The sequence below is a fragment of the Novosphingobium terrae genome, from assembly GCF_017163935.1.
Taxonomy (GTDB): Bacteria; Pseudomonadota; Alphaproteobacteria; order Sphingomonadales; family Sphingomonadaceae; genus Novosphingobium; species Novosphingobium terrae.
The window spans coordinates 2,940,301-2,958,703 of record NZ_JABVZR010000001.1; the positions used below are offsets into that span (position 1 = coordinate 2,940,301).

Sequence of the window (18,403 nt, forward strand, 5' to 3'; positions counted from 1 at the left end):
TGGAGCGGGCTGACGTCCGCTTCGCAGGGCCATTTTGCAAGAATATTTCTCCAACCTGAAATTTCCACGCAATCTTTGAACATCGCGTTCCACCCCGATTCGCAGCACCATCCCCCTCCCCCTGCCACTCACATCGAAGGACCGCCGGGGCCGGATCACGGTGTCCCGGCAAGAAGCTGTGCCTCCAGCTTCCAGCCCTTATAGGAAAATTTCATTTCCCATAGCTTTAATGGGATTTAAAAGCGCGGCACCTTCCTGTTGAAAGCGCTGCCTCACCCATGACTGCCCCACCCGCCTCCTTCTCCGCCAGGACTGTTCTGCCCTCCCTGCCCCTCGCAGCGCTTGCGGCCCTGCTGCTGCCCGGCCCCGCCTCGGCCCAGCCCGGCGCCAATCCGACCGTGTCCTGGACTCTGGCTCCAGCCACCAGGGCGCCACTCCACCCCGGCGACAGGGTCAGGCTGGTGCTGCAGGGCACGGTGCGTGAGGGCTGGCACGTCTACGCCTTCAAGCAGAAGGAGAACGGCCCCACCCCGCTGAAGGTCTCGCTGGAGGCGGGCGATGTGGCGCTGGCCGATGGCGCCCCTTCGGGCAGCGCGCCGATCCTGGCGCATGATCCGGCCTTCAATCTCGACACGCCCTATTACACCCGCACTTTCGCCATCTCGGTACCCGTGCGGCTCAAACCCCATGCTGCGGCGGGCCGCCAGCAACTGCCCGTCTCCGTGCGCTTCCAGACCTGCAATGGCGCCACCTGCGAACCGCCCAAGACGCTGCATCTGACGGCAGCGGTGGATGTGGCGCCCCGTGGCTGAGCGGCGCGCCCCGATCCACCCCCATCTGGCCAGCCTCGCCAAACGCCTGCCGCTGCTGGCCGGTCTGGCGGTGGTGGGCGCTGTGGCGCTGCGCGACGCGGGCGATCCGGCAAAAGCCCAGATCGCGGTGCAGAATCAGGGCTATGTGCCTTTCAGCGATGCGCCGATCAACTATCGCACGCGCCCGCTCACCGACCCTGTTGCCTTGCTGCAAAAGCGGCTGGATGCGGGGCAAGCGCATCTGACATGGGATGACAAGCGCGGCTATCTGACCTCGGTGCTCAAGCTGCTGGATGTTCCGGCGGATTCGCAAACGCTGGTCTTCTCCAAGACCAGCTTCCAGTTCACCAAAATCTCGCCCGATCACCCCCGTGCGCTTTACTACAATGACGACGTCTATGTCGGCTCTGTGCATGACGGCAAGACGGTGGAGATCGTCTCCTTCGATCCGATGCAGGGCGCGATCTTCTATCTGCTCGACGACCAGAAGGCGGAGAAACCCACCTTCCAGCGCGCCGAACTGGATTGCACCCAATGCCATATCGCGGCGGGCACACGCGGCGTGCCGGGGGTGCTGCTGCGCTCCGTCTATCCCGCACAGAGCGGCGCGCTCACCCCGCGCAGCCCGCAATACATCACCGATCAGAAAAGCCCGCTGAAGGACCGCTGGGGCGGCTGGTATGTCAACGGGCCGCTGGCGGGGGCCACCATGGCCAATGCGGCGGCGGTTCCGGCAGCAGCAGGCGTCCAGCCTGAAACCACCGCAGGGGGGAAGATTCTGCCTATGTTGGGCGCGATCGCCAAGCCCTTCGATCCGGCCGCCTATGTCGCCCCGGGCAGCGATGCCGTCGCGCTGCTGGTGCTGGCGCATCAGACGCAGGCGCATAACCTTATCACGCTGACCAATTACCAGACGCGCCTCGCCCTGCATGCGCTGGGCAAGGATGAAGGCACCCCGGCCTACGCGCAGGCCACGCTGGCCAGCCTGCCCGAGGAGGCGCGCGACAAGATCACCAAGCCCGCCGAGCAACTGTTGCGCTATCTGCTCTTTTCCGGAGAGGCCCCATTGGGTGGAGGCGATGCGCGCAAGGTGATCGCCGCTTCGCCCTTCGCGCGCAGCTTTGCGGCGCAGGGCTTGCGCGATTCCCAAAAGCGTTCGCTGCGGGACTTCGATCTCTCCACCCGCACCTTCCGCTATCCCTGCAGCTATCTGATCTATTCCGGCGCTTTCGATGCCATCCCGGAACCGGCCAAGGGTTACGTCTACCATCGCCTGCTGGAGGTGCTGAGCGGGCAGGACCAGTCCGCCGATTTCGCGCATCTCTCGCCCGGGACGCGGCAGGCGATCCTGCAGATCCTGCTGGAAACCAAACCGGGCCTGCCCGCCGAATGGCACGCCTATGCCGCCGCGCATCACCTGCGCAGCGCAACCTTCCCCAGGCAGCGGACCACCGCATCCTGACCCATAAACCGCCAGCCTGACCGGAGTGAAACTCATGAAAACAAGTCTGAAGGCCTCTCTCGCCACCGCCCTGCTGCTGGGCAGCGCCGCCCCCACCCTCGCCGCCACCGAAAGCCCGGTCGCCGGGCGCTGGGATGCGGTGCTGACGCGCAACGGCACGCAGATCCCCTTCCGCCTCGACATCAAGGGCGACGGCCCCTCGCTGCAAGGCGTGTTCTACGATGGGTTCAAACCCTATGACGGCACCACCAGCGCCAGCTTCCAGAACGGCAATCTGGTGCTGAATGTCGATCACTATCTCACCACCATCAACGCAAGGCTGGAGAATGGCCAGCTCGACGGCAAGGTGGTGGCCCAGAACCGCGAATCCTCGGCCGATTACAGCTTCCACGCCGTGCGCCATGTCGAGGCTCCGGCAGGCGTTTCCGGCCCGGCCATCGCGGGCACATGGATCATTCCGCTCTCCTCCCCGTCCTCCAAGGGCGAGAAGGCCTTCCGCTTCATCGTGGAGCAGAAAGGCGGCGACGTGGCCGGCTCGATCCTGCGCATCGATGGCGACACCGGCAGCTACACTGGCGCCTTCAAGGACGGCAAATGGGTGCTCAGCCACTTCGACGGCGGGCGCCCCGGCGTGATCGTGGTCACCCCCAAGGGCGACGGCACGCTGGAAATCCAGCAGGAAGCCAGCCGCCCCGCCAAAGCCGCCACCAGCGATTACGGCAGCGATGCCCCCGATGGCCGCTATGCCCCCGCGCTGATCGCCTATCGCGAGGATGTCGCCACCGCGAAGGGCTTCGCCAAGCCCGACGACTTCCTGACTCACACCACCGCCGCCGATCCTAACGCGATCTTCAAGTTCAACTTCCCTGACAACAGCGGCAAGCTGATCTCGCAGGACGATCCGCGCTTCAAGGGCAAGGTGGTTCTGGCGGTTGTCACCGGCACCTGGTGCCCCAATTGCCATGACGAGGCGCAGTATCTGGTCGAGCTGGACAAGAAGTATCGCGACAAGGGTCTGGCCATCGTCGCCCTCAACTTCGAAGAGCCCGAGCAGCAGGACACATTCAAGCGTCAGAAGGCCTTCGTGAAGCAATATGGCGTGAAGTACACCTATCTGGAGGCCGGTTCGCCTGCCCAGATGTGGGAGAAGGTGCCCCAGCTCAACCATCTCGACACTTGGCCCGCCACCGTGTTCATCGGTCGTGACGGCAAGGTGAAAGCGGTGCATTCGGGCTTCGCCTCGCCCGCCAGCGGTGCCTTCCACGAGCAGCTCAAGGCCGATTTCACCAGCCGCATCGAGCAATTGCTGGCCGAAAAGCCGGTGGTGGCAGCCGCCGATAACCAGCCCTCTGGTAAGGCTCTGGCGCTGAACCGCTAAGAGCCGGGACGGGGCGGGCCTCCACCCCTGCCCCGTCTTTCCCGCAAATCTGACGGAGTTCTTCGGTGCGAGCATTTCTGGCGTCGCTGGCTGCGGCTGGCGCGATCCTGACTTTCGGCAATGCCGGCTCCTCCCTGCACGGCGCGGAGGCCGCCCACGGCAGAGGCGAGGTGCTGTTTGAAAACCGCTGCGCCCGCTGTCATGGTCTGGGAGGCGATGGTGGAGACGGGCTGGCCCCACCGCTGATCGGCGTGGTGGGCCGCAACATCGCCAGCCGCAGCGATTACGTCTATTCCGATGCGCTGAAAGCCAAGAGCGGCATCTGGTCCGACCTCACGCTCAACACCTATATCGCCGATCCGCAGGCCTTTGCGCCGGGCGCCGATATGGATGTGAACTCGCCTGATCCCGCCGAGCGGGAAGCCATCATCGGCTATCTGAAAACGCTGCACTGAAGCGGATCGGAAAGCGCACAGCCTGTCGATAAGGTGATGGAAAGTGGTTGACCGATCCCCGCCTCCTGTGCCAATCGCCCAGCCACGCTTGGCGTAACGGTCTTAATCAGGCCTTTGGCGGGCGGGTGTAGCTCAATGGTAGAGCAGCAGCTTCCCAAGCTGAATACGAGGGTTCGATTCCCTTCACCCGCTCCATAAAATCAAACAATCAGGATCGTTTAAGCAGCAATGCGGCAAGACGCATGCGCTTTGTGCCGGCGATCCTCGCCAGCAGCGCTGTCACACGCTCAGGGTATCAAAAACCGGCGGAGGGCAGGCAAGCCCACCCTCCACACGGAGGCAGATCAACAGATCAGAAGTGGACGCCCACGCCCGTCATCAGCTGATTGCGCGAGAAATTGTCCTGATAGCTGGTGTAGCGATACTCAGCCAGAACGTAGATGCGCGGGGCAATGGTCTGCTGCACGCCCACGCCGAAGCGCACGCCATCGCCGTTGGTGCTCACGCTGTAACCCGGCACGTTGTAATTGATGCGGCCATTGGCATAGCCCACCTTGGCGTAAACATGCGTCAGCGGCGACACCGACAGGGTGGCGCGGCCACCGAAGTAGAAGTCACGACCGGCGCTCAGGCTCGAGTTGCCGCCGCGATAACGGGCGGTCGAACCGGTCAGTTCGGCGTCGGCGCCGATGCTCACCAGCGGGGCGATCTGATAGTCGTAACCCACGGCGCCACCATACGAGAAACCGCTCTTGTGGTAGGTGCCCAGGCCATTGTCGCCCTCGTCGAGCGAGACGCGGTCCCAGCCGACCAGCGCTTCGGCGCGGGGGCCGGTCTCGGCCTGTGCGGGCGCGGCAGCCAGCAGCGAGGCGCCCAGCACGGCACCGGCCAGGATCAGGGAATGACGCATAGGTAAATCTCCAGAAAGGGGGGAGGCGCCGGTTAGGCAGACGCCCCTCACCGCGCAACAGCGCCTCTGGCATCACAAAGAAAATGTAACATAACTGTTACATTTGGACCACATCACCATGCCCCAGATGATGCGGCGCACCATGCCCGTGCCCCGCGCGGCCCTCAAGCGGGCTCGACACTTTCTGTCGTGTTCTGGCAACGTACTGTCTGGCGCGGACTTTCATCCACCAGCAATGTGAACAGATCGGGTCGCGCGTAATGGCCCGAAACGTCCAGATCGTAACGCGCGCGCACAATATCGTCGGTGTCGATCACCGCTGAAACGATCGCTTCCTCGCCATAGACCGGCCCGGCCAGCACATCGCCCATCGGGCCGATGATCACGCTGCCGCCCCGGATCAGTGGCTGATCGCAGAACGTGGCGGCATAGCTTTCGGGCAGATCGGCAGGCGTCAGATACTGGCAGGCGCCGACGACGAACATCCGTCCCTCATAGGCGATATGGCGCAGCGAGGACTGCCAGATCTCGCGCTCATCCACGGTGGGGGCGCACCAAATTTCCACGCCCTTGGCATACATCGCCTGACGGAGCGCGGGCATGTAATTCTCCCAACAGATCGCGCCGCCCAGCACGCCCATCGGTGTCTGCACCACGCCCAGCCCCGAGCCATCGCCCTGCGCCCAGACCAGCCTTTCGGTGGCTGTGGGCATCAGCTTGCGGTGATGGTTCACCAGCTCGCCCTGCGGGTTGAACGTCAGCGAGGCGCAATAGAGCGTCGCGCCAACCCGCTCGATCACCCCGGTCACCAGCCATGCGCCCAGAGCGGCCGCCATGGCGCCGATGCGCGCGGTCTCGGCGCCCGGTACCTCGATGGCCGAGCGCCAGTAGCGCAGATAATCCTCACGCCCCTCGGCCGTGCGCGAGCCAAGCCGCGCCCCGAAATCCAGCCCCTTGGGATAGCCGCCGACAAAGGCCTCGGGAAAGACCACCAGATCGAGCCCTTGCCCCGCTGCGCGCTGGCACAAACCCTCCATGCGGTCCAGCGTGGCGGGCGTGTCGAAAAGGATCGAGCCGGCCTGAATGGCGGCGATACGGAACTGGGGCATCGGTCTCTCCTGCAAGGATAGCCAGCAGCTTGATCCTCAACTCATCATCGGGCAAACCGCATTTCACGATGCACACTATTGCCCTGAACGATATTACAAGGCTGGATTTATCCTTGGCTGTGGTGTTCCTTGCCATTTTTCAGGAGGGCAGCGTCTCGCGCGCGGCGCGGCGGCTGTCGCTTAGCCAGTCGGCGCTGAGCGGATCGCTGGGCCGCCTGCGCACCATCACCCAAGACCCACTGTTCATCCGCCGCAACGGCGGCATGGAGCCCACCCCCCGCGCCATCGCCATGGCCGGCGATCTGGAGCAGGGCGTCGGCCTGATTGCGCAGGCCCTGCGCCCCCAGCCTGCCTTCGACCCCGCCACCAGCAGCGCCCGCTTCACCATCGGCATGTCCGACGATTTCGAGCTGGCCATGGGCCCCGCCATCATGCGCCGCGTGATGGCAGAGGCCCCCGGCGTCACCATCGCCTTTCGCCAGACCAACCGCGCGCTGGTCGAGCAGGCCTTCACCGCCGGAGAAATCAACCTTGCCGTGGTGGCCGATCCCCCCGCACGTTCATGGCTGGCCGCGCAGGAGTTGGGCCGCTCCGCCTATGCCTGCCTCTATGATCCGCGAATGGTCGAGGGTCCGCTGACGCTGGAGGATTTTCTGGCCCTGCCCCATGTGCTGGTCTCTTTCAGCGCGCATCAGGGCGCGGTGGATCAGGCCCTGCGCCGCATCGGCCAGCAGCGCCGCGCGGTGACGGCGCTGACGCATTTCTCCGCCCTGCCCGGCTTCCTGCGCGGCACCCGCGCGATCTCGACTATCCCGACGCATGCCGCGCGGGCTTTGGCTTATGAGCATGGTCTGGACTATGGCCCCGTGCCGGTGGAGATGGGCGATTACAGCGTCTCGCTGCTGTGGAAACGCGAGGCGGGGCATGCGTGGATTCGTGAGGTGATTACCGGGGCTTTTCAAAGTCTAAAGTGAAAATGCGAGGGGGTTACCCCCTCGCGCTCCCATAACGTCTCCCGGCGAAATCTCAGGTAAGGCCGCAACCCAGCGCCCAACCTCTCCGCCCCGCAGGGAACAATTGCCTCCGGCGGCAGGAAGCTTGCGCTGCGATCAGACTTCGCGCTCCATCCGTGTCGGGAGACGTAACGGGGGTGCAGGGGGCGTAACGCCCCCTGCTTTATCCCTTCAACTTAACCTTCCGATCCACCCACAACGCCACCAGCCACCCGCAGGTCATTGCCGCAAACGGCATCACCGGGAAATGAAACCGCGACTGGCCGGAAAACACCACCGCAATCGCGCTAACGTAAGCTGCAATGCCATAAGGCAGCAGCCACCAGTCGATCAGACGCACACCCTCGCGATGGCGGCGGCGCAGCTCCACCACGGCAAAACCGGCCATGCCCAGCAGCATCAGCACATAGATCGCCTGATTGGCCAGACGCAGCGCCAGACCCAGCTTGGCGAACCGGCTCCATGGCGCCCAGCCGCGCTCGTAATGCCATTGCGCCTCGCCATCGGGGGCCCAGAGGCGCATCAGCTTCAACGGCACCAGTTTCGCGAAACCGACAGGGTGGCTCTTGATCCAATCGACGCCCAGCCGCTTGGCCTCGGCATCGAACTGCATTTCGTTGAGGCCCTTACGGGCGTTGAGTTGGTGCACCAGCGGATCGTCGGGGGTGAAATCGCCGCGCGCGGAATCATTGTTGCCCGTCAGCAGGGTGATGCCGCCATTGGTGGAGACCAGCACAAAGGCGCCCATCTCGCGCTGGTTGCGCAGGGTCCAGGGCGAGACGGTGAGCAGCGCCACCGCCACCACCAGCGCCCCTTGCGCCACCAGCAACGGCAGGCGACGCAGGGCATCGGGCTCGCGCCACAGGCGGATGGCGAAGATCAGCGGGACGACCACCAGAGTCTGCGCCTTCACCAGCATCGCCACGCCGAAGACCAGCCCGGCAAGCACCAGCCCCACCCAGCCCGTGCGGCACACCAGCAGCCAGCAGCCACCCAGCAGCAGGGCGGTGTAGAAGCATTCGGTCATGGCCAGCGGGCCGTAGAAGGCATTGTTGGGATAGAGCGCGATCAGCAGCAGGGCGATGCGCCCGGCCAGCTGGCTCTTCCCGATGCGCCGCGCCAGATCCTGCATCACCAGCGCCGAAATCGCGCTGCACAGCAGGTTGAAAAGGCTCACCACCAGCGTGGAGACGCCGAAAGCGCGGAACAGCAGGGTCAGCGTCAGCGGCCAGCCCGGGGGCCAATAGGCGGTGGGCGCACCATGCTCGCGGTAACCCAGACCATGTGCCATCTCGGTGGCGCGGTCGACATACCATGCCGCATCCGAGGAGGGCGTGACATGGGCCAGCAGCAGCAGCGCGCGCGGCGCCAGCCAGAGCAGCCACAGCAACACCAGCGCGCCTCGGGCGCTTCCCAGCCATGCGATAGAACGCGCCAACCCCTGCCCCCTGTTGCTGCTGCCCGTCATGACGACAGGCGCAGGAAGAAATCATCCACCCCGGCATCGCATTTGCGCGCGAACCATGCCCCGCTGTGCAGGATCGCCTCGGCATCCTCGGCGCGCAGCAGCTTGGGGTGCCAGCCCAGAGCGCTCCAGTCGATGTAGCGGCGGGCCGGTTCGATGCGATCGGCAAAGTTTCGGCTAAACACCGAGGGCGCGACATGCTCATCGGCGCATTGGGTGCAGGCCAGCCGACCGCTGCGCAGCAGGCGCTCGTAATCGGCGAGCAGGCGCTGCGCCACGTCATGCGGGGCGGAGAACCACTCGCTGCCCTTCATCCATGTCTGCCCGGCATAGCGCGAGCGCTTCAGCCCCGCCTGACGAAACCAGCGCGAGAAGATCCAGCTGGCGCGGATCTGGGCGCGTTCGATGTTTTCATTGAGGCGCGGCGTGCCCCGGAAACGCAGCTTGCGGCGCTCGAACCACCAGTCGTCCATGCGCTCGGTCTGGATTTCGCCCCAGATGTCGGTGAAGATCGGGCGGCGGGGGCCGTGGCTGGCGATCTCTTCCGCGATCTGCCCGGGCGAGCGCACCGGCCAGTCGGAACCGCTGGTCAGGTGAAAGTAATCGAAGGGCTGTTTCAGGGCCTCGCGCAGCAGGCGCTGCTGGGCGCTGATCTGGGTGTAATGGCCCCAGCGCACGCGGGTGGGGTTGCTCACCAGGGTCAGACGACCGCTGGCATGCGAGGCGAAGCGCGCACGCTGATGCTTCCACAGATCGCAACCGGAATCGAGATGAAGCACCACCCGGTCTTGCGTGCCTTGGGGCAGCAGACGGTCGATCAGCAGGGCGAGCTGATCGGGCAGGTTGTGCGCCATGATGGCATAGGTCTGGATCATGCACGCACCACGCGGCGCAGCAACGGCACTTTCTCGGCCAGCCCCTCCAACTCATTGACCACCGGATGGCGCAGCAGAACCAGCGCCACCAGCCACAGCGCCACGCCCACCGCCACCGCGCCCAGCAGCACCGGCAGAGCGATCTGATCGGGGCTCTGCCAGAAGAGATAGGTCGCGGCCAAAGGCGCCAGAGCGGCCAGCATCGCCACGAAGCTGCGGGCATAGATGCCGGCCATGATCTTCACATCAAACTGCGTGATCTCATGCATGAAACGGGCGTAAAGCGCGACATAACCCACCGCATAGGCCATGCGCGAGATCGCCGCGCCCTGCACGCCCCAATGCGCGCCGCCCGCCAGCAGGGCCAGCGACATCACCGTATCGATCACGCAGAAGACCATGAGTTTATCCATCCGCCCCATCAGGATCGGCAGATCGGTGTTGAGCGGCATGGCGATGAACAGCAACTCGCTGAGCGCGATCCATTGCAGCAGCGGCGCAACGCCGCTCCACGCCGGACCATAAAGCAGATGCACCAGCGGCTGCGCGGCGAAAGCCAGCCCCGCCATCCCCGGCCAGACGATGGCGGTGTAGCCGGAACAGACGCGCAAGTAAGCCGGGCCAAGCGGCTCGCCCCGATCACGGATGCGGGCGAAGGCGGGGAAGAACACGCTGCCGATGGCGCCTGCAATCAACATGCGGAACTGGTCCGACAGGCTGACGGCGCGGCTGTAAAGCCCCACCGCCGCCATCGTCAGCATCTTGCCCACGATCAGATCGGGCGAGCGCGTACCCAGGGCTCCGGTGAAGTACAGCAGGCTGGAGCGTGAGCCGAAAGCCAGCACCGGCTTCACCCCATCGAGCCGCAAGGGCCATGGCGGCGCACGGCGCATGGCTTGCGCGATCAGGCCCCGCGCCACGGCGGAGCCCACCGTCGCCCAGGCCAGCGCGAAGGAGGATGAGCCTGCCCACGCCAGCGACACCGCCACCGTGGCCTGCACCAAAGCCCCGCCGACATTGACCGCGAAATGGCGATGGAACTGCATCGATCGCGCCATCAGCGCCATGGGCACCACCGCCAGCGGCAGGAAGAGATAGCTGGCGGAAATGATGAGCAAAATCTTCATCAGCGCCGGTTGGTGATAGGCCTGCGCCATCGGGTAGGCCGCCGCCGCAATCAGGCTGGCGATCACAAAGGAAAACAGAAAGGCCACGCTGGAACAGCGAGCGATTTCCTCGCGGCTGAGGGTAGGCTGCGCCGCCAGATAGCGCGACAGGCCAAAGTCCTGCAGGATCGAGACCAGCAAGGCCGCCGCCAGACCGATGGAAAACAGCCCCACCTCGGCCGGCGAGAGGAAAAACCGCGAGATCACCACCGAGCTGCAGAACTGGATCGCGAAGGAAATATACTGCCCCGCCATTGCCCAGACGGCGGCGCCGCGCACGCTCATGGCGGCGGGTTCGCGACCTCCTTCCGTTTCGGGCGTGTTGGCGGTGTCGCTCACGCGCGATGTCCGTTGGATTGGGGGCAGATCATCGGTGGCAAGCGGTCCAGCGTCATGCCGCGCCTTATGCCGCGCGGCTTCGCAAAGGACCATAGCGGCAAGGGCGTAAACAAATGCTTGGGCAGGCTGATTTTCCCGCCTGCCCAAGCCCTGTTGCTTAGTGTGCGACCTCGGCGATCACCGCCTTACCACGGCGGATGGCCTCATCCGTCTTGACCTTGCCGTTCTGGATATCCTCGGCGAGATCCATCAGCCTTTCCGCCCCTGCCGAGCCGGTATCGGCCACCTCGGCGACGGTCACGCCCTTGTTGCGGGCGATGGTCTCATCCCATGCCGTGCGGATCGCGGCCCAGTAATTCTTGGTGGCGTTCCAATAGGCATCGGCGGCGGAAACGGCGTAGTTGCTGTCACGCTGATAGGTGTTCAGCACGGATTCCTGCACATAGGGCACTTCCTTGCCGCTGGCATCGGGCCCCATCTTGATGTTGTCCTGCCAGTGAATCCAGCCCGTCGGGGTGGGCGAGTGGCGGTTGATGCCCAGATAGCGGTCATAGGGCGGATGGCGCGTGGCGTCACGGCGGGCGAGCGGGCGCCATGTCCAGCTGCTGCGCCAGCGGCGCACACCGCCCTCGTCGGTCCACTGGCCCGAGCCGCCATAGCGCGGGGAATCGTCGGTCTGCCACACCGTCTGCGACCAGCGACCGGCGCGGAATTTCTCGGGCACCGGCTCCAGCTTCCACGCGCCCTTGCCGGCGTAGGTGAGGATGGATTCGGGCTCATAGGTCCAGTCCTGACGCCAGTGCTTGATCACCAGCGTTTTGCCACCCTTGTCCTTGGGCATGGTGACGACCAGCAGATGCTGCAGCACGATGTGGCGGCCAGTGTCCTCCACCACGCGTACGCTTTCATGGCCGCCTGTCACGGCAGCGGGGATCGGCGTGTAATCGGCGCGCCAGCTGGTGGTTTCGCGCATGTCAAAGGTGACCTTGAAGTCGCCTGCCATGTTGAGGATATCAGCCCGGTCGGCCTTGAAGGAGGCGTCCTGCTCGGCGGCACTGCGCTGGGCGATGGGGGCATCGGCCAGAACAGGCGCCGCGCAAAGCAGCATGGCGGAGGCCAGAAAAGGCCGGATCAGCTTGTGTTTCATGGATCTATCGTCCTTGAGAGATCAGAACTGGAAGGTCGCGGTGACTTTGGCATTGCGCCCGGGCTGCGAATAATAGGCCTTGGCCATGGATGAGCTGTCGGGGATATCCAGCGCATCGTAATAGGTCTTGTTCAGCAGGTTGAACACGCCCGCCTGCACCTTCACCCCATGCAGGAAGCTTGGCTCCCACCAGCCGGAGAGGTCCACCAGCCCATAGGGCGGCGCCTTGTTGAGATCGGAGGTCGGCGTTTCCACCTGACGACGCGGGCCCGCGAAGGTTCCCGTCAGGTCCACGCCATAGCCGCTGCCGGTGTAGCCCACGCCAAGGATCGCCTTGAAGGGCGGGATCGAGTTCAGATAGGCCGGTGTCGAGGTGTCACGCCCATGGACATAGGCCAGCGAGCCCCAGGCCCGCCAGTGATCGTCCAGCGCATATTGCGCGCTGGCCTCAAGCCCATAGATCCGCACGCGGGTGCGGTTGACATATTGGAACACGCCCAGCGGATAGTTGCCGCTGATCCCCGCCGCCGCCGCCGTGGTGGTGATGGTGTCGATGAAGTTGTGATAGATGTTGTCGTAATAGCTCAGCTTGAAGCCGCGCTTGGCGGTGCCCCCCTTCACGCCCACTTCGTAACCTTTGCTGGTTTCGGGCTTGAGGTTGGGATTGCCGATGTTGGCATAGCTGCCCGCGCCGCCATAGAGCAGGTAAAGCTCGGTGGCCGAAGGCGCGCGGAAGGCCTGAGCATATTGGCCGTAAAGCGTGATGCCGGGCACCACATCGACCTCGCCCAGCACCTTGGGCGACCAGCGATCGCCATGGGTGCCGTTCAAAGGCCCGGTGTAGGCGTCATTGGCCTGAAACGCTGCGGTGTTGATCGGCGTGCGGCGGAAATAGTCGTAGCGGATGGCCGGGGTGATGCGGATGCGGTTGTCGGCAAAGGCGATGCGGTCTTGCAGCGTCACGCCAAGGTCCGTGCCATGCACATTGGGCATATCCGCCTGATTGGTATGGAAATAGGCGCAGGCGAAGATGGCGGGCGTGCAGCTGTCAATGCCTGCGGTGTATTCCTTGGTCCGCGTGCCATAGAGTTCGCCCGAGAGGGTGAAGGTGTTGAGCACACCCGCCGCCTTCGCGCCAAAGCTGATGTTGCCCGTGCCCCCGAACTGATCCGAGGTAAGATCGCTGACGCGGTTATACGTGCCCGCAGGCGTGGTGGCGCGGTTGGCATAGGTGCCCAGCGTCAGCATGGTGCGCTGCCAGTAGCCGATCAGATGCGCCTGCGTGACGCCCGTATCCCCCTGCCCCGTATAGTCATAGCTGGCCGAGACGCGGCGGCGGCGGTTCTCGGTTTCGGTGGCATAGCTGCGATAGGTGGAGGACAGGCTGGTCAGCGTGTTTTCGGTGTAATCGCGGTTGAAGGTCTCCGCCGCGATGCCGATGCGATGGCCATTGCCGAGGTTCTGGTAGAGCTTCACCAGCAGGCTGTTCTGGTCGTAATCGGCGGGGTTCTTGGCGGTGCGCGTGGTGCCGGTGCCGAGGATCTCGCCCCGGTTTCGCTTCTCATGGCCGACGCGCAGGCCGCCCTGCACCAGCAGTTCGGTGTCCTTGTGGCGGAAGGCCAGCGCCTGATTGAGGTAGAGGCTGTGGCTGGTGCTGTCATAGGTGGCTTTCGACAGGCCGCCGAAATTCTTGCCCTCCTTCAGCAGATCGGCGGGATCGAGCGTGCGCAAGGCCACCACCCCGCCCATGGCGCCGGTGCCAAAGAAGCTGGAATCGCCCGACTTGACGATATCGATGGCAGACAGACCGTTGAAATCATAGGAGGACACACCGCCCTGTGCATTCCACACGCCATCGGTCAGCCAGGGCTGGCGGATGCCGTCGACGGTGGTGAGCAGGCGGTTGGAATCGAGCCCGCGCATGGCGATGCTGTCATTGCTGGCCCGCACATTGACCGAGGCATCGAGGCGGCGCGACACATCCTTCAGATCGTCGATCATCAGATGGCGCAGGGTGCCGGCATCGATGGTGGTGGTCAGCACGCGGGGCTTGCCCTGTTCGCTGCGGTCGGCCTCGTCGCCCAGAGCGGTGCTGGTGACCGTGACCGAGCCCAGATTGGTGGCGTTCTGATCCGTGCCCTGCGCGAAGGCGGGCTGCGACAAGGCCATAGCCGCGAAAAGCGTTGCCACAATCGACAGGGGGCTGCTGCTGGCTCTGAGCGCAGGCGACAGGGCAGTCCGGATGGGCTGGCGGGATGACATGAGCGATCCTTTCGAAGGCAGCGCCCGCCGAGAGCTTCGGCAGACGCCACGGTTGACGGCGTTTCCGGGCCGGACGACGCCCCCCGCAGTCCGGCCATGGCCGCCCCATCTATCTATTGCACTTGCGAGTCAATCGCATTTATGGATTTTTGCGCAAAGAGGCGATGCGGTCAGCGCGATGGCACGCCGTCAAAAGCTTTCGAAAAAAGAACGACCTACCGGGCGCCACCGCATTTCGGCGGGCGCCGGATGCAAGAACGGGGCGGCTCGTTTTCCAACGACCGCCCCGTTCTTGCCGGTTACCCGGTGCTGACCTCAGGGTTTTGAGGCAGCGGCCTCAAGCTGGCTTCCCAGGGGATCGCGCTGGGCCCTAGGCTTACCGTCCTCAGCGAAATCCATCAGCACATCAGCAGATTTGGCATAGCGCGGCCATGCGGGCAGGCCCGGCGCGGCGGGGGTGCCCGTCCTGGCGAAATTCACCAGATAGGCGCTGATCGCCTTGCCCATCCCATTGTCACGCGGGGTGGTCGCGGCGCCATATTTGATGGCCTGCGTGTCGAAGAAAAAGGGAATGTCGGTGGCATGGCCTGCCCCCGGCTTGCCGACCGAATTCGCCACATAGGAGAAACGGTATTCCCACAAGGGCACGCCCTGCCCCGCCAGCGTGCCCGCGATCTGCCGCGCGCCGCTGGCCATATAGCCGGTCGGGCCGCCGATGTCGGCGCTGGTGGCGCCGATCAGCACCGGGACTTTCGCGAAATGCCCCTCGGCAAAGGCCTTCGCGGGCTCCACAGAGATCGTGCCATCGGCAAAGGGGCTGGCAAAGGTGCGCGGGCCCGGCCCGAACAGCGCCATCATGTTCAGCCCATCGGTCACGGTTTCGGCGGGCAGAGCGCGCAGCTTGTCCAACGCCTGCGGGTCATCGGGCGAGACACCCTTGGACTGGCCAAAATCCGCCCCGATCTTCTCCACGCTCTGCAGGGTGGCCCCGGTCAGATTCTGCCCATTGCCGCCCGACATCACCACCGCACGCTGGAACAGCCCCTGCGCCAGAGGCGAGGTCAGCAGCATGTTCACCGACATGCCGCCCGCGCTTTCGCCGATCAACGTGACATTCTCCGGGTCGCCGCCGAAGCGGGCAATGTTGCGCTTCACCCATTTGAGCGCGGCGATCTGGTCCAGCGTGCCGTAATTGCCCAGCAGGCCGCCATCCTCATGCGCCTTGGTCAGCGCGGGATGGGCAAAGGTGCCGAAGCGCCCGACACGGTAGTTGAAGCTGAAGAACAGCACGCCCTTTTTCGCCAGTTCGGCACCCGAATAGGTCGGCGGCGAGGCGCCGCCATTCACAAAGCCGCCGCCATAGATCCACACCATCACCGGCAGCTTGCCGCCAGCTTTGGCCGGGCGCCAGACATTGGCGTAGAGGCAGTCCTCGGCGGGCGGTGTACCCAAGGGGGCGGCGTCGCTGGGGAAAGGCACCTGCATGCAGTCATGGCCATAGGCTGTGGCGTCGCGCTCGCCCTGCCACGGCGCGGCGGGTTGAGGCGCTCGCCAGCGCAGCGCGCCGACCGGCGGTGCGGCAAAGGGGATGCCCTTCCAGCTGGCCACGCCATCCGCGATGGCGCCTTTCAGCGCGCCGGTCTCGACCGTAACGCTGACCGGCGTATCGGCGGCCATGGCGGAACAAGGGATCATGGCGGCGGCAAGGCTGGTCAGGCAAAGGCTCAGGCGCATCGATACTCTCCCCCAATACGGTATGTTTGATAGCGATCCTATCGAGGGAGAGCAGCTCCGGCAAGCGCCTGAAATTCATACCTATTCATGCAGGCTTTTCAGGAAGTTGTCGATTGTGTCGACCACGGTCGGCAGCCATGGTTCGAACAGCCAGATATCGTGCGGGGCCTTCTCGAAGGCGTACCAGCGGGCGGGGATATGGTTGGCCTGCAAACTGGCCATCACCTGATCCTTGCCCTCCGTGAAATGGGCATTGCCGCTGCTGATGATCAGCGTGGGTGGTGATTTGGCGCCAACATAGGTGGCGGCGGAGGCCTCCTTCCAGCGCTGGGGCACCTGATCCCAACTGCCGCCCAGCCATTTCGCTGCCGAGGACTGCGTGCCATTGGCATTCTCGAACTGCAGAGCCAGCGGCGTGGTAAAATCCAGCACGCCGTCGATATCGATCAGGGCGTTGGCGCTGCGGTCATCCTGCGGCGTCGAGCGGAACAGCCCCGCAGCATCGGAATAGGCCACCAGCGCCGCCATCTGCCCGCCGGATGACGCCCCGCCCAGCGCGATCTTTTGAGGGGATAGTCCAAACTCGGCGGCATGGGTTTTGACCCAGACCATGGTGTCACTCACATCCACCAGACCAGCGGGAAAAGGCGCCTCGGGCGAGAGGCGGATTTCGGGCAGGAACACCGTATAGCCGCGCTGCGCCAGCCGGTCGGCCAGCACATAGAAATGCGCCTTGCTGCCAGAGCGCCACGCCCCGCCATGCACCAGCACCAGCCCTTGATGGCGCGTATGATCGGGCGCGGGGCGGAAGATATCGAGGTGCAGGTCGCGATCGGGCAGGGTCTTGTAGGCGCGGTCGAACAGCATGGTTTCACCGGGTGCGGGCGCCACCGCCGGCCATGCAATGCCGGGATAGAGGCTGCGGTAGCGCTCGAACCGGCTGGCGATGGTGTAGCTATCGTCCACCGGGCGCGCGGCCACGGACGCGGCGAGAAGCAGGCAGGCCAAAGCCGCGCAGTGCAACAGAGTCTTCATGGCCCTCCCCCCTTTTGGTCTTGCCTTGCTATCGGCGCGGCGGGTTTGTCTTCAAGCCGTTCCTCGCTTGCGGTCCATGCTGATTGCGCAAGGATCGAAAGCGAAATGGACTTGGACTTGAGCGCCACCGCGCCGATGATCTGCGCCATAACAATCACAATCGTCAGGAGAGAGCCATGGCATTGCACTCTATGCGTTACGCCCTGCTGGGCGCGGTCTGTCTGGGCATGGCCGGGCTAGCCGCCGCGCAGGCCCCCATCGCCTATCCCTCGCAAGCCAGCTTCCCCCATGAAAACCGCGAGGCCGTCGCCCGCCATCTGGCCGAGGGACGCAAGATCGCCGGTTCCGATCTGGAGGCCGATTTCAACTGGCGCTGCCTGATCAGCCCGCTCGACAAGAAGATCGTCGCGGGCGTGCAGCATGACGGGCTGGTCCCAGCCACGAAGGTTTTCGACAATCTCTATTCCATCGGCCAGAATGCCGTTTCCGCCTGGGCGCTCGACACCAGCGACGGGATCATCGTCATCGATGCGCTAAACAATGGCGATGAGGCGCGCGATATTCTGGTGCCCAACATGCGCGCCTTGGGTCTTGACCCGGCCCGCATCAAATATGTGCTGCTGACCCACGGTCATGGCGACCATTGGGGCGGCGCCAAATATCTGCAGGATACGTTCGGCGCGAAAGTCGCCACCTCGGAAACCGACTGGGGCATGATCGAAAGCCCCAACCATGGCGGCGGGCCTTTCGCCAATCTGGTGCCGCCGCGCCGCGATATGGTGCTGAAGGATGGCGACGTGGTGACACTCGGCAAGACCAGCGTGAAGATCTATGTCACGCCGGGGCATACGCCGGGCGCGCTCTCGATGATTTTTCCGGTGTTCGATCATGGGCAGCGGCATCTCGCCGGGCTGATGGGCGGCACGGGCGGCGGGCAGGACTCGGTTTCCGCGCATAAGCAGATCGTGTCGCTGGCGCGCTGGCAGCAGATCACCAAGGCGGCGGGCGTCGATGTGCTGGTCACCAACCATCCGGTGCATATGGCCGCCACTGAGAAGGAGGCGCTGATCCGCTATGGCGCGCCCGGGCCGAACCCCTTCATCTACGGTGTCGATAAATATCAACGCTATATGGGCGTGATGAGTGCCTGCTCACGCGTGCAACTCGCCAGACTGGGCGAAACCGGCGACTGATCCAAATCTTGCGCGTCATCCATGCCGCTTTGGCATGGATGACGTCTC

15 protein-coding genes and 1 tRNA gene are annotated in these 18,403 nt (G+C 64.6%); 7 read left to right on the forward strand and 9 right to left on the reverse strand.

Translation table 11 applies throughout. From position 1 onward, the window contains the following. Positions 1-278: 278 nt before the first annotated feature. The 5 genes from HGK27_RS13160 (at position 279) to HGK27_RS13180 (ending at position 4,302) form a co-directional block, all read left to right on the forward strand. Positions 279-812 carry a protein-disulfide reductase DsbD domain-containing protein gene (locus HGK27_RS13160; RefSeq protein ID WP_206241130.1) on the forward strand — a complete coding sequence of 178 codons (534 nt, stop codon included), beginning with the start codon at positions 279-281 and terminating at the stop codon, positions 810-812. Beyond that, a complete protein-coding gene (locus HGK27_RS13165) occupies positions 805-2,274 on the forward strand; it encodes a hypothetical protein (protein WP_206241132.1) in 1,470 nt (489 codons plus the stop codon). Before HGK27_RS13160 ends, HGK27_RS13165 begins: the two co-directional genes overlap by 8 nt. A 34-nt stretch (positions 2,275-2,308) precedes the next feature. Beyond that, positions 2,309-3,652, forward strand: coding sequence for a peroxiredoxin family protein (locus HGK27_RS13170; RefSeq protein ID WP_206241133.1), 1,344 nt, complete (start codon positions 2,309-2,311; stop codon positions 3,650-3,652). A 65-nt stretch (positions 3,653-3,717) separates the two neighbouring features. Further along, positions 3,718-4,107 (forward strand): c-type cytochrome, encoded by a 390-nt coding sequence (locus HGK27_RS13175; protein ID WP_206241134.1) that lies wholly within the window; start codon positions 3,718-3,720, stop codon positions 4,105-4,107. A 121-nt stretch (positions 4,108-4,228) separates the two neighbouring features. After that, positions 4,229-4,302 (forward strand) — tRNA-Gly (locus HGK27_RS13180). A 157-nt stretch (positions 4,303-4,459) separates the two neighbouring features. On the opposite strand, the gene HGK27_RS13185 is transcribed toward HGK27_RS13180, so the two are convergent. Continuing rightward, positions 4,460-5,017, reverse strand: coding sequence for an outer membrane protein (locus tag HGK27_RS13185; protein WP_206241135.1), 558 nt, complete (start codon positions 5,015-5,017; stop codon positions 4,460-4,462). 164 nt (positions 5,018-5,181) lie between these two features. Next, positions 5,182-6,126, reverse strand: a complete 945-nt coding sequence (locus tag HGK27_RS13190) for a carbon-nitrogen hydrolase family protein (RefSeq protein ID WP_206241136.1) — start codon at positions 6,124-6,126, stop codon at positions 5,182-5,184. A gap of 119 nt (positions 6,127-6,245) precedes the next feature. Between HGK27_RS13190 and HGK27_RS13195 the strand changes: the two genes are divergently transcribed. Then, positions 6,246-7,100 (forward strand): LysR family transcriptional regulator, encoded by an 855-nt coding sequence (locus HGK27_RS13195; RefSeq protein ID WP_241127386.1) that lies wholly within the window; start codon positions 6,246-6,248, stop codon positions 7,098-7,100. A 202-nt stretch (positions 7,101-7,302) separates the two neighbouring features. On the opposite strand, the gene HGK27_RS13200 is transcribed toward HGK27_RS13195, so the two are convergent. The 7 genes from HGK27_RS13200 to HGK27_RS13230 all read right to left on the reverse strand — a co-directional run bounded on the left by HGK27_RS13200 (position 7,303) and on the right by HGK27_RS13230 (position 17,162). Then, positions 7,303-8,577 (reverse strand): ArnT family glycosyltransferase, encoded by a 1,275-nt coding sequence (locus tag HGK27_RS13200; protein ID WP_241127119.1) that lies wholly within the window; start codon positions 8,575-8,577, stop codon positions 7,303-7,305. Positions 8,578-8,603: 26 nt separating this feature from the next. Next, entirely contained in the window at positions 8,604-9,479 is an 876-nt protein-coding gene (locus tag HGK27_RS13205; RefSeq protein WP_206241139.1) for a beta-1,6-N-acetylglucosaminyltransferase, read from the reverse strand. Next, positions 9,476-10,984 carry an oligosaccharide flippase family protein gene (locus tag HGK27_RS13210; protein ID WP_241127121.1) on the reverse strand — a complete coding sequence of 503 codons (1,509 nt, stop codon included), beginning with the start codon at positions 10,982-10,984 and terminating at the stop codon, positions 9,476-9,478. The genes HGK27_RS13205 and HGK27_RS13210 overlap by 4 nt, the downstream gene beginning before the upstream one ends. Before the next feature lie 157 nt (positions 10,985-11,141). Then, positions 11,142-12,131, reverse strand: coding sequence for a DUF6607 family protein (locus tag HGK27_RS13215; RefSeq protein WP_206241140.1), 990 nt, complete (start codon positions 12,129-12,131; stop codon positions 11,142-11,144). A gap of 21 nt (positions 12,132-12,152) precedes the next feature. Beyond that, the gene (locus HGK27_RS13220) at positions 12,153-14,393 is read right to left on the reverse strand and encodes a TonB-dependent hemoglobin/transferrin/lactoferrin family receptor (RefSeq protein WP_206241141.1); all 2,241 of its coding nucleotides are present in this window, start codon (positions 14,391-14,393) and stop codon (positions 12,153-12,155) included. Between the two features lie 315 nt (positions 14,394-14,708). Continuing rightward, positions 14,709-16,127 (reverse strand): carboxylesterase/lipase family protein, encoded by a 1,419-nt coding sequence (locus tag HGK27_RS13225; protein WP_206241143.1) that lies wholly within the window; start codon positions 16,125-16,127, stop codon positions 14,709-14,711. 81 nt (positions 16,128-16,208) lie between these two features. Continuing rightward, positions 16,209-17,162, reverse strand: a complete 954-nt coding sequence (locus HGK27_RS13230) for an alpha/beta hydrolase (protein ID WP_206241144.1) — start codon at positions 17,160-17,162, stop codon at positions 16,209-16,211. A gap of 176 nt (positions 17,163-17,338) precedes the next feature. On the opposite strand from HGK27_RS13230, the gene HGK27_RS13235 reads away from it, so the two are divergent. After that, positions 17,339-18,355 carry an MBL fold metallo-hydrolase gene (locus tag HGK27_RS13235; protein ID WP_206241146.1) on the forward strand — a complete coding sequence of 339 codons (1,017 nt, stop codon included), beginning with the start codon at positions 17,339-17,341 and terminating at the stop codon, positions 18,353-18,355. Positions 18,356-18,403: the final 48 nt, after the last annotated feature.